11 protein-coding genes are annotated in these 11,174 nt (G+C 32.3%); 7 read left to right on the top strand and 4 right to left on the bottom strand.

What is annotated here, in order from left to right; genetic code table 11:
- Window positions 1-480: 480 nt before the first annotated feature.
- Window positions 481-822, top strand: a complete 342-nt coding sequence (locus PMI10_RS17005; protein ID WP_007810278.1) for a hypothetical protein — start codon at window positions 481-483, stop codon at window positions 820-822.
- Window positions 823-1,084: 262 nt separating this feature from the next.
- The gene (locus PMI10_RS17000; RefSeq protein ID WP_007810277.1) at window positions 1,085-1,900 is read left to right on the top strand and encodes a hypothetical protein; all 816 of its coding nucleotides are present in this window, start codon (window positions 1,085-1,087) and stop codon (window positions 1,898-1,900) included.
- Between the two features lie 72 nt (window positions 1,901-1,972).
- Here PMI10_RS17000 and PMI10_RS16995 read toward each other — a convergent pair whose 3' ends face one another.
- Both PMI10_RS16995 and PMI10_RS16990 read right to left on the bottom strand, forming a co-directional pair.
- A complete protein-coding gene (locus PMI10_RS16995; RefSeq protein ID WP_035632056.1) occupies window positions 1,973-2,233 on the bottom strand; it encodes a SemiSWEET family sugar transporter in 261 nt (86 codons plus the stop codon).
- A gap of 19 nt (window positions 2,234-2,252) precedes the next feature.
- A complete protein-coding gene (locus PMI10_RS16990; RefSeq protein ID WP_007810275.1) occupies window positions 2,253-3,101 on the bottom strand; it encodes an SDR family oxidoreductase in 849 nt (282 codons plus the stop codon).
- 273 nt (window positions 3,102-3,374) lie between these two features.
- On the opposite strand from PMI10_RS16990, the gene PMI10_RS16985 reads away from it, so the two are divergent.
- From PMI10_RS16985 to PMI10_RS16965, 5 genes are read left to right on the top strand one after another with little or no spacing between them, the layout of a single operon-like run.
- Window positions 3,375-4,598 (top strand): hybrid sensor histidine kinase/response regulator, encoded by a 1,224-nt coding sequence (locus tag PMI10_RS16985; RefSeq protein WP_007810274.1) that lies wholly within the window; start codon window positions 3,375-3,377, stop codon window positions 4,596-4,598.
- A 10-nt stretch (window positions 4,599-4,608) separates the two neighbouring features.
- Window positions 4,609-8,178 (top strand): response regulator, encoded by a 3,570-nt coding sequence (locus PMI10_RS16980; protein WP_007810273.1) that lies wholly within the window; start codon window positions 4,609-4,611, stop codon window positions 8,176-8,178.
- A gap of 14 nt (window positions 8,179-8,192) precedes the next feature.
- Window positions 8,193-8,558: a response regulator gene (locus PMI10_RS16975; protein WP_007810272.1), complete on the top strand. Its 366-nt coding sequence runs from the start codon at window positions 8,193-8,195 to the stop codon at window positions 8,556-8,558.
- Between the two features lie 7 nt (window positions 8,559-8,565).
- Window positions 8,566-9,375 carry a CheR family methyltransferase gene (locus PMI10_RS16970; protein WP_007810271.1) on the top strand — a complete coding sequence of 270 codons (810 nt, stop codon included), beginning with the start codon at window positions 8,566-8,568 and terminating at the stop codon, window positions 9,373-9,375.
- Window positions 9,357-9,941, top strand: coding sequence for a chemotaxis protein CheB (locus tag PMI10_RS16965; protein WP_007810269.1), 585 nt, complete (start codon window positions 9,357-9,359; stop codon window positions 9,939-9,941). Before PMI10_RS16970 ends, PMI10_RS16965 begins: the two co-directional genes overlap by 19 nt.
- Window positions 9,942-9,969: 28 nt before the next feature.
- Here PMI10_RS16965 and PMI10_RS16960 read toward each other — a convergent pair whose 3' ends face one another.
- Complete coding sequence (locus PMI10_RS16960; protein ID WP_007810267.1) at window positions 9,970-10,659, bottom strand: aspartyl/asparaginyl beta-hydroxylase domain-containing protein; 690 nt, start codon at window positions 10,657-10,659, stop codon at window positions 9,970-9,972.
- A 3-nt stretch (window positions 10,660-10,662) separates the two neighbouring features.
- On the bottom strand, window positions 10,663-11,169 hold the full coding sequence (locus PMI10_RS16955; RefSeq protein ID WP_007810265.1) for a hypothetical protein: 507 nt from the start codon (window positions 11,167-11,169) through the stop codon (window positions 10,663-10,665).
- Window positions 11,170-11,174 lie beyond the last annotated feature (5 nt).

Below are 11,174 nucleotides of genomic sequence, written 5' to 3'. Positions count from 1 at the left end.
AAATTGTATCGAGAAGCTTTCTAATACTAAGGTTCTCGATACATTTTCTTTAAAAAAAGCTATCGCATTTTTTAAAGAAAACACTCGAACTGACGAAAATATCCCTTGGCTTAATGACATTGTGCTTCAGCCGGAGGTAAATTAGGAAAAGATAATTGGCTTTAGCCGAAAAGTGCAGAAGCTTCATTTGGCTAAAGCCATTGCTGTATTTAAATTATAATTTCCCAGCTGAATATTATGATATTTCTTTTTTTAAAACTTTGAAGAATTAGAGTTTTATTGATAATTCCGGTAATTTATAAATGAATTTTAAAAATGACAGCCCCTATAAAAATCCTGTTTTTTTTATTTTTTGCATAAATTATTTAATGAGACAAAAAAAATATTTATTGAGTCAAGAGATTCGTTTAAAATCAATGAAATTTGTTGGTAATACAATTATTTTCATAAGTCCTGATATATACATTAAAACTAATTATCATGAAAAAAGAACTTTCAAAAAACGAGTTGGAATATATAGAGGAGTATCAAAAAAATGGATATTGCTGTAATTTTTTGTTTCAGTATGATACGCTTGTAGAAACAGAATCAAAATATCCGTATCAGCCTGAGGAAATTTTTATTGTAGCCCATCATCGATACGAAGGAATGAGTGACCCTGATGATATGTCGATTTTGTATATTATAGAAACTGCCGACAATAAAAAAGGAACTTATTTATTAGGATACGGACCATCTGCAGACTTGGAAGCTGCCGAATTTTTTAAGAATATTCCAAAAGAAAATTATTCGACTAATGCTGATATCCACAAGCTGACATAACATTTGGTTTTTAAAAATTATAGATATTAAGGTATAGGATTTTTTTTATTTTGCTGATAAAACAGCTGTTTCAAATATATGTTTGGACAGCTGTTTTTTATTTGTCATCTTTTATAAGGTATTAATTATGAAAGTTGTACGAAAAATTATATAACATTAAACATTCGAAGTATCACGAAATTTGAATAGTTCAAAAGAGAAACAAAATTAAGGTTAAGTTGAACTCGATTTTTTTAATTATAGAATATTTAAATGTTGACAGATGAAAAAACTTTACTTAAATACTGATGAAATGAATACTGTTTTTAACGAGCTTAAAGATAGTCTGAACGGAACTTTGACTTTAGAAAACAATCAATACAGGTTAAAAGTTAATTCCAAAAAAGCACAAGGAACAATTAGCGGGATGACTTTTAACAAACAAATTGCCTATCTGGAATTTGATGTTTATTTTCATGATGATGTCGTATTAAGTATGGAATCTTCGGCAAATTCGCCAGTTTTATTTGCCTATTGTTCTGAAGGAGATTTAATCCATAGTTTTGGGATTAACGGGGATAAAAAAAATATAAAATCCAATCAGACAGGGATTTTAAGAAATACATCAAACATTAATAGTGTTTTATTTTTTAAAGGCTATAAACGAGTTAAATTTTCTGTCATTAGCAGTAATGTTTCTACTGTAGAGGAGAATACAGGTTTATTTTCTGATTTAAAAACGATGTTTACAAACCCTTCAGGAAAATATATTCATGTTGGTCAGTCTAATTTGGGAATAATTGAAAAAATTAACGAATTCAGGAGCGTTCCTCAAAAAGGAATTGTTGGGGATTTGGTAAGAAAAAGAATTTTAGAGAATATTCTGGAAACGGAATATATGCTGCATAGTTATGGCTATATTAAAGCAATACAGCCAATTTTGAATTTGGCGACAAAGCAGATAGACGAATTTAAAAGAATTTCTAATTTGAATATTTTAGACGCTTTTTATGGAATGAAACATGTTGGAAGCTATCATTTGCCACGGTTGTTAAAAGAAAAATACCTTTTAGCATTTAGCCATATTGTAAAAAATTAGTTAGCTGTAAAGCATTATTATATTCTGTCATTTATCAATAAAAACAGCTGTTTTCAAAGCTGTTTTTTTATTTTATTCCTTTTCATAATAAATAATAAAATAGATCATAATAAGATTTAAAAACAACGAAACACTATTGGTAATGATTATTGGTAAATCGTTTTTTAGAACTCCGTAAATAATCCACATCATAATTCCAAAAGTTAAAATGCTAAAGGTCAGCAACGAAATTGCTTTTACTTTTTTAGTTTTCCAAACTTTTACTATTTGTGGAATTACTGAAATTGTGACACACATTCCTGCAAAAAGACCAATAAGATCAATGAAATTCATAGTTTTTAATTTTAATATTTTATCCTCCCACAAGTTCGCCCCCGTTTATATGAATAATTTGACCGGTAATATAACTGCTGTCTTCGGATGCTAAAAAAACGTATGCAGGACCAACTTCCGATGGCTGGCCTGGTCTTCCCATTGGATTATCTTTTCCGAAATCTGAAATTTTATCAAACGTAGCAACAATCAGAGGAGTCCAGATTGGTCCCGGAGCAACGCCGTTTACCCTAATTTTTTTTTTGGCAAGCATGGTCGATAAGGATCTTGTAAAGGTTAAAATAGCACCTTTTGTACTCGAATAATCAAGAAGATGTTCACTTCCACGATAAGCAGTAACAGAGCTTGTGTTAATAATGGTGTCGCCTTCCTTTAGAAATGGCAAAGCAGCTTTCGTAATATAAAAGTAAGGGTAAATATTAGTCTCAAATGTTTTATGAATCTGTGCCGCCGTAATTTTTTCTAATTCACTTTGGGGAAACTGAACTGCAGCATTATTGACAATTATATTTATTTTTTTAAATGATTGATGACATTTTTTTATGGCATTTTTGCAGAACTTCTCTTCCTTTAAATCTCCACTGATCAAAAGACATTGCTGACCTTCTTTTTCAATCAATTCTTTAGTTAATAGGGCGTCTTTATCTTCCTTCAGATAAACAATCGCAATATTGGCACCTTCACGGGCAAAATGTACGGCCACACTTCTGCCGATTCCACTATCGCCTCCTGTGATGAAAGCCACCTTGCCCAAAAGCTTTCCGCTTCCGACATAATTTTCTTTAATGATCTCAGGTTCAGGTTTCATTAAATATTCATTGCCCGGCAGATTTTGTTTTTGTTCCGGAAATGTTTTCGTTTTTTTCATAACACTTCAATTTTTAGAATGATTATTAAATCTAAAAATAATCGGATTTCCTATTAAAATTTGACTTCAATGAATTAAAGATTATCTCAATAAATGTTACTTATTTAAAAAGATATTATAGATGGGAATTATGTAATTAATAAAATTTGAGATAAAATACAACCGCGCTTTTTTTTTATACTTTTGAGAGTTTGGTAGTATTTTGAACAGTTAATATTAAAATAATATTTTCTTAAAAATTTTTAAATTATAACACTTTAGCCCTAAAAACAAATGATATTAATTGTAGACGATATAAGGGCAAATATAATAGCCTTAAAAAAAACATTAGAATTACATAATATCGATGTTGATACTGCAGAATCAGGGGAAGAAGCATTAAAGAAAATTTTAAAAACTGATTACTGCCTGATTATAATGGATGTTCAGATGCCCGGACTCGACGGCTTTGAAGTAGTAAAAATTCTTTCCGGCAATAAAAAAACAAAAGATATTCCTGTCATTTTTCTGTCGGCACTAAATATCGAAAAAAAATATATTTTTAAAGGGTATGAAAGCGGCGCTGTAGAATATATAACCAAACCTGTAGATACTGATCTGCTGATTTTAAAAGTAAAAACCTTCTTAAAGATTTACGAACAGCAAAATCAATTAAAAGAAATGAAAGATTTGCTTTCGAAGGAAATCAAAATAAGGAAAGAAGCTCAGGATAACCTTGAAATAAAAATTGCGGAAAGAACAAAAGAGTTGGTTTTAAAAAATGAAGAATTGGAACTTAAGAATCATGAGCTGCAACAATTTTCCTGGGTTGTTTCGCATGACCTGAATGAGCCGATAAGAAAAATTCAGATTTTCATTAAAATTATAAAAGACCTGTATCTCACTAAAGATGAAAAAGCCGTTGATTATGTTAACCGGACTATAAAATCGGCAGAAAGAATGCAGACCCTGATTACAGATTTACTGGCTTATTCCAGATTATCATCAAAAGTACAACCTGAAAAAACCGATTTGAATATTGTCCTGCAGGAAGTTCTCTCAGATTTTGATTATCTTATCGAAAGCAAAGGAGCTGTGATTAAAACCAATGTACTTCCTACTATTGACAGTATTTCGAGCCAATTGCGACAGGTTTTTCAAAATTTAATTGGAAATGCTCTTAAGTTTTCAAATAATACAAACAGTCCTTTAATAGAAATCACTTCTGAATTAATTGAAACAAAAAGTTTTGATGGAAAACCTTCTCCGGAGGGGAAATATTGCCGCATTATTGTTAAGGATAACGGAATTGGTTTTGATGAAGTTTATCTGGATAGGATTTTTATCATTTTTCAAAGCTTAAATGATCGTCAAACCTATGAAGGAACAGGAATTGGTCTGGCAATCGCAAAAAAGATAATCGAAAAACACAACGGATTAATTACCGCTAAAAGTGAAGTGGGCAAGGGGGCAAGTTTTATTATGGTTTTACCCTTAGAATTTCAGGAATCAAAATAGGTTATGTTATATGAAAAAAAACAACTTTAAAAGAAATTTATTTGTAAGTTCAATAATTTCATTACTGGTCTTATTGATCAGTTCTACAGCATCATATCTTAGCATAAAAAAATTATTGAGAAGTAATTTTTGGGTTAATCATACTCAGGAAGTAATTTATAATTTAAACGAAGGATCAGCCGGAATTATCGAAGCGCAGACCAATATGCGTGGTTACCTTTTAACCGGAGACGAGCAATTTGTACAAATGTATAATGATTGCAAATCAAAATCGAATGACTATTTTGATAAGTTAGACGAACTTACAGCCGATAATCCATCCCAACAAAAAGAACTAAAAGAATTAAAAGTTTTCAGGGCCAATTTTTTTAAATACCTGCACAATCAGATTATAAAAAAACAACTGGCAAAAAATACCGTCACATTTAATCTCAATGAAGGGAAAAAGATGTTGAACGAATTGCGGTCAAATGTTAAAAGAATTGAAAGTAGTGAACAAAATCTTTTAAAAGAACGAAATGAAAATTCAGAACGTTACGGCAGATATAGTATTGTTTTAATTATTGTAGCCTTTATTGTTGCATTTTCTATTTCGATTATATCCTTAATGCGCATTCTAAAAGATTATAGTGAACGCACTTTGCTGCAGCAGGAATTAGAAAGAAAAGATAAGGAAATTGCTAACAGAATTGACGCTATAAGTACTATTGCAGGTAATATTTCTAACGGAAATTATGACATTCGTATAGACGATACCAAGGCAGACGCATTAGGGAGTGTAGCAGAATCATTAAATAACATGAGCGTCTCCCTAAAAAAATCTTTTGGCTTATTATCAGAAAAAGAATGGCTGCAAACAGGGGTTGCCAGCCTCAATAATGTGATGTTAGGGGATAAGTTAATGAACCAATTATCAAAAGATGTTATTGAATTTTTATGTAATTATACCAATAGTAATGCCGGTGTTTTATATATTCTTGATGGCGATGAGCTTTTTGCAGCTGCAGGTTACAGTTATATTCCGAGTAAAAATAAAGAACGTATTAAAAAAGGGGAAGGTTTAATTGGACAATCTGTTGTTTCCGGTAAAATATTGGAATTAAAATCATTAACGTCTGAAGATATTCAGATTAGTTATGCATTAGGCGAGATAAAACCAACCCATGTGGTTGCAGTACCCTTGCTGAATACCAAAACTGAAGGCGCAATCGAACTGGCAGGTATTCATGAGTTTTCACCGTTAATTTTAGAATTTTTAAAGATTGTTTCCGGTAATATTGCAATCGCGATAAAGTCAACAAAACACCGACAACGTGTTTTAGAATTACTTGAAGAAACCCAATCACAATCTGAAGAATTGCAAATTCAGCACAGCGAACTGGAAGCTATAAATTCTGAATTGGAAGCACAAACCGAAAAACTTCAGGCTTCTGAAGAAGAGTTAAGGGTACAACAGGAAGAACTTCAGCAAACTAACGAAGAATTGTCTGAACGAAGTGTTTTGCTGGAAGAAAAAAACAGTGAAATTCAAAAAAAATCAGAAGCTTTAGAACTTACAACACGTTATAAATCAGAGTTTCTGGCAAATATGTCGCATGAATTACGGACACCTTTAAATTCGATTTTGCTCTTAAGCCGATTATTATCTGAAAATAACAGTAAAGGAATGAATACAGAGGAAATAGAGTTTGCCAAAGTTATTCAGAGTTCAGGAAACAGTTTATTAGGTTTGATTGATGAAATTTTGGATTTGTCTAAAATTGAGGCGGGAAAAATGGAACTTGAATTTATAGAGTTTCCTACCCGGGAAATAACCGAGAACCTAACGAATTTATTTACACAAGTAGCAAAAGAAAAAAATATCAGGTTTGAGATTATTTCAAAAGAAGCTCCAACTATCATTAAAACCGATAAGATGCGTTTAGAGCAAATTCTTAAAAATTTAATTTCGAACGCCATTAAATTCACTGATGAAGGTTCTGTAAGCCTGGAAATTAAGATAAATGATGATGACCATAATATAATTTGTTTTATTGTAAAAGATACCGGAATTGGAATTCCGTTAGATAAACAACCTTTAATTTTTGAGGCTTTTCAACAAGCCGATGGTTCAACTAAACGAAAATATGGCGGTACCGGTTTAGGTTTGTCTATTAGCAGGGAGCTGGCGAAATTACTTAACGGAGAAATAATTTTGCACAGTATAGAAAACGAAGGAAGCACTTTTACGTTCTGTTTACCCATTTTTGGCTCGGTAAAAAAACCTTCAATCGAAAAATTACCTCCAATAGAAATTGAAAATAAAGAAGAAAATAAAGAAACAGATTCAAAAAATAAATATATCAGTACTATTATCCCTGATGAGATTGAAGATGACAGAAACACAATTTCTGAAGAGGATAAAGTGATTTTGATTGTTGAGGATGATGTCAATTTTGCTAAATCATTGTTATCCTTCAGCAGAAATAAAGGGTATAAAGGAGTGGTTGCCGTAAGAGGGGATTATGCATTAAATTTTGCATTGAAGTATAAGCCAATAGGGATTTTATTAGACATTGAGCTTCCTGTAAAAAGTGGCTGGGAAATTTTGGAAGAACTTAAAAATGACCCGCATACCAAACATATTCCGGTGCATATTATGTCATCGCATAAATTGAGACAGGAAAGTCTTTTAAAAGGGGCTGTTGAGTTTCTTGATAAACCAGTAGCTTTTGAAAAAATTCCGGAGATTTTTATGCGAATAGAACATATTATAAACAAGGAAGCGCAAAAAGTTTTAATTATTGAGGATAATCCTAAACATGCAAAGGCACTTGCCTATTTCCTGGAGAGCTATAATATTAATTCTGAAATTAAAAGTGAAGTATCAGATGGATTAGAGTCACTTAATAAAAGCGAAATTGATTGTGTAATATTGGATATGGGAATTCCGGATAAGCATGCTTACGAAATTTTGGAAGGGGTGAAGAAAACCCCGGGCCTGGAAAATCTTCCTGTAATTGTTTTTACCGGAAAAAGCCTGTCGCTGAAAGAAGAAGTAAAAATTAAGAAATACACAGATTCCATTATTGTAAAAACAGCACATTCTTATCAGAGAATGCTTGACGAAGTATCACTTTTCCTGCATTTGGTTGAAGAAAGCAAAGATTCAGACGGTAAAAAAGAAAGCTATAAAAAACTTAATTTACTGAATAATATTTTATTCGACAAAACGGTTTTAATAGTTGATGATGATGTCCGAAATATTTATTCACTTACCAAAGCGTTAGAAGTATTTAAGATGAATGTGATTACAGCTTTTGATGGTAAAGAAGCTATAAAAGCATTAGAAGAAAATCCAAATACAGATATTGTTTTGCTTGATATGATGATGCCGAATATGGATGGTTATGAAACAGCCGAAAAAATACGGAGCAACCCAAAACATCTGACACTGCCATTGATAGCCGTAACAGCAAAAGCAATGACCGGTGATCGCGAAAAATGTATCAAAGCTGGTGCCTCAGATTATATAACCAAGCCTGTTGATATTGATCAGCTGCTTTCGTTATTGCGAGTATGGCTATATGATAAAGTTTAATTAAATGTATTAAAATGAATAAAAAAAGACTCTTAATTATTGATGATGATTCGAGAAATATTTTTGCTTTGGAAAACACACTTCGTGCCAGATCATTCGATTGTTTATCATGTTTAAGTGCCGGTGAAGCTTTGAAAATATTAAATTCTGATGAATCTTTTGATGCTGTTTTAATAGATATGATGATGCCCGAAATGGATGGTTACGAAGCAATTTCTTTAATTAAACAAATCCCTTCCAGAAAAGATTTGTTTATTGTGGCCGTAACTGCCCAGGCAATGAAAGGCGATAGAGAAAAATGTTTGGAGGCCGGAGCTGATGATTATGTCTCTAAACCTGTAGATGTTGATAAACTGCTTTTAATCTTAAGCAAAATTTGAAATAGCTATGATTGAAGACATTGAGTTGGAAACCCTTATTAATGAAATTTATGAATATTATGGGTTTGACTTTGGAAGTTATTCCAGGGCCTCATTAAAAAGGCGTGTAAACAGGATATATCAATTGGATGGTTTTACTGATTTTCATGAATTTTTATCAAAAGTCAGATATGATCAGGATTATTATAAGCATATAGTCAACGAGATAACAGTAAATGTTACCGAAATGTTTCGTGATCCTTATTTTTATAAAGCAATTCGAAATCAGATCCTCCCATTATTAGCCACAAAACCTTTTATTCGTTTATGGCATGCCGGATGTGCTACCGGCGAAGAAGTGTATTCAATGGCTATTTTATTAAAAGAAGCCGGTTTGTTAAGCAAATCCCTTATTTATGCTACTGATATTAATGAAAAGGTATTGGAAACGGCAAAAAAAGGAATTTTTCCTTTAAGGATGATGAAAGAATATTCAGAAAATTATCTGGGTTCCGGAGGTCAGGAAGATTTTTCAAATTATTATACAGCAAATTATGGGATTGCAAAATTCAATGATGAATTGTCTCAGAAAATGGTTTTTTCACAACATAATCTGGTATCGGACAGATCATTTAACGAATTTGATTTTATTATATGCCGAAACGTTTTGATTTATTTTGATAATGATCTGCAAAAAAGAGCCATTACTTTATTTGATGAAAGTTTATCTGTTCAGGGATTTCTGGCATTAGGCACCAAAGAAACTATAAAATATTCCATATCCCAAAGTAACTACAAACAGCTTGATAAAGAAAAAATATGGAGGAAAGTGAAATAATATTAGACCGTAAAGTAATTATTTTTGGAGGATCAGCGGGCAGTCTGTCGGCGCTGATGCAAATACTGCCTCAATTGCCGGTAATAAATTTCTTTGCCATTGTAATTGTACTTCACAGAAAAAGTACTGATATGGAAACTTTAGAAGAGCTTATTAAATTAAAATCTGTTATCGAAGTAAAACCGGTAGAAGATAAAGTGCCTCTTTTGCCGGGATTTATTTATGTTGCGCCTTCTAATTATCATTTATTGTTCGAAAAAAATAATCTGTTATCACTTGATACTTCAGAAAAAATAAATTACAGCAGGCCAAGTATTGATGTCTCTTTTGAATCTGCCGCAGAAGTGTATGAAAATCAATTAATTGGAATCTTATTGTCAGGTTCAAATTCTGATGGTACAGAAGGTTTAAAAGCAATTCAAAATAAAGGAGGAACGATTATAGTTCAGGATCCGGAATCTGCCGAAATGCCTTTTATGCCTATTAATGCAATTCGGAATACCACACCTGATTTTGTTTTAGATACTCAGGGAATAGTTCAATTTATTTTATCAATAGATAATTAAGGTTTCTGATAAAATACACCAGATAATATTATTCTAAATCTTTCAAAATTTGATTCGCTGCAGGCAGGTTCATACGCTGTAATTCTGCAATCATAAGCTGTTTTTGCTCTTCGTCCATTTTCGGAACAGGTTTTATAAAATCATTTTCAGGAGCTTCGGTAAAAAACAAAGTATCCGTCCATTCATTTCGGAGACCGTCAATTACAAGATGAATCCTGTCCCGGGTTCCGCGATTTGCAACCGAATGAATAAAATTTGCATCAATATACCAGCATTCGCCTTCGTTCATTATCAAACGATTACCATCTAAAATAAACTCAACTTCACTGTTTGTAATGATTGGAATATGCAATCGAAAACACCCATCTTCATAGCCCAGACAATTATCGCTATGCGGTTTGACTTCGGCACCAACATCCAATTTCAATAAACGGACGGCAGTTTTTTCAAATAAAAAGCCATCCAGGATTTCCTGAAAATAATTGCAGGAATCGAGAATTTCGGTAGGAACGAGTTTTTCATCACTATTTGGAAGCGCATAAATCGAATCCGATTTTCCATTTTGCGACATTAACGCAATCGATGTCCATTTTCCGGTATAATCATTTGTATTGTAATGGTTTGTCCAGCTCTTATCGATGATTTTATAAACATCATTTTTGAGTTTTTCAGTATCAAAAAACATAGGAAACCTAATATAACGTACTAATTTATCCATAACTTAATCTCTTAGCCATTTTAACATTTTTGGAAAAGCTTCTTTGCCTTCTTTTGTTGCGCGTTCTTTTCCTAAAGCAAGTCCTGCCCATTCCAGAAAAGGCAATCCAATATAATTTTCACTGGTAAAATTTGAAATCAGCCATTCCGAATCATTTTTATATCCGTTGGGATGAAATACAAATTCAATTGGTAATTCTAAATGTTTCGCTGCGGCAAAGGACCAAAGAATTGCAGCAATTTCTTCCCCTTGTGTAGGCCAGTCAGCTGCCATTTCATTCGTGCCTGCAATTTTTCTCTCTGTAGAAGTAGTAACAGCCAAATGCCCGGTTTCATGCAGAATATCACCGGGATACAATAATTTTTCAAAATCAATATAAAGACAATTGGGGCCTAAACTCAATCCGGGTAAAAAAGAAGTCTGCAATTCTTTTTCGATAATATCAATTCCAATCTCACTTAAAAATGACAATACTTTTTCTAATTCCGGGGATTGATTTTTTGTAACCATGAATT

It is taken from the genome of Flavobacterium sp. CF136 (genome assembly GCF_000282055.1).
Classification (GTDB): Bacteria; Bacteroidota; Bacteroidia; order Flavobacteriales; family Flavobacteriaceae; genus Flavobacterium.
Note: the sequence above shows the minus strand (reverse complement) of the source record. Positions and strands in the feature narration are given on the sequence as shown.